The organism is Pedococcus sp. P1_H8, assembly GCF_056405175.1.
Map to the genome: position 1 here is coordinate 1 of NZ_JBFUCP010000411.1, position 380 is coordinate 380.

The following is a 380-nucleotide window of genomic DNA, read 5'->3' on the forward strand; positions in this document are numbered from 1 at the left end:
TCACCAGGCTGGGTGATCCGAAGCGACTGCGCTCGGGTTGGTTGAACGGAATCAAGGAGTTCGAAGTGGACTTCAACGGTCGGTGCCCTGTGAAGCACTGACAGTCACACCTCCTCGACTCTGGCCAAGGAGGGGGCGCGATACCGGGTCTCGGGTGCTGGCTGTTCCGCGGAATGCGGGTCAGCCCCGAGTCTCGGTCGCCGCGGAATCGGTGGCGTCGGCGTCGAGGGTGCCGCCGAACACGCAGGCCGACAGTTCCGCGAGTGCGGGGTCCTCGTCGAAGTGCTCCGGCGCCCGCATGGCGAGCATCGTGTTGATCAGCATGCCCTGGGCGATGAACTCACGCGCCTTCTCCGGTGTGCAGCCGGTGCGGGTACGGA

At 66.1% G+C, this 380-nt stretch carries 1 pseudogene; it reads right to left on the reverse strand.

Annotated features, from left to right (window positions below):
* Positions 1-180 precede the first annotated feature (180 nt).
* Positions 181-380: pseudogene (locus AC1DYG_RS20600) on the reverse strand (hypothetical protein); the annotation flags it as partial.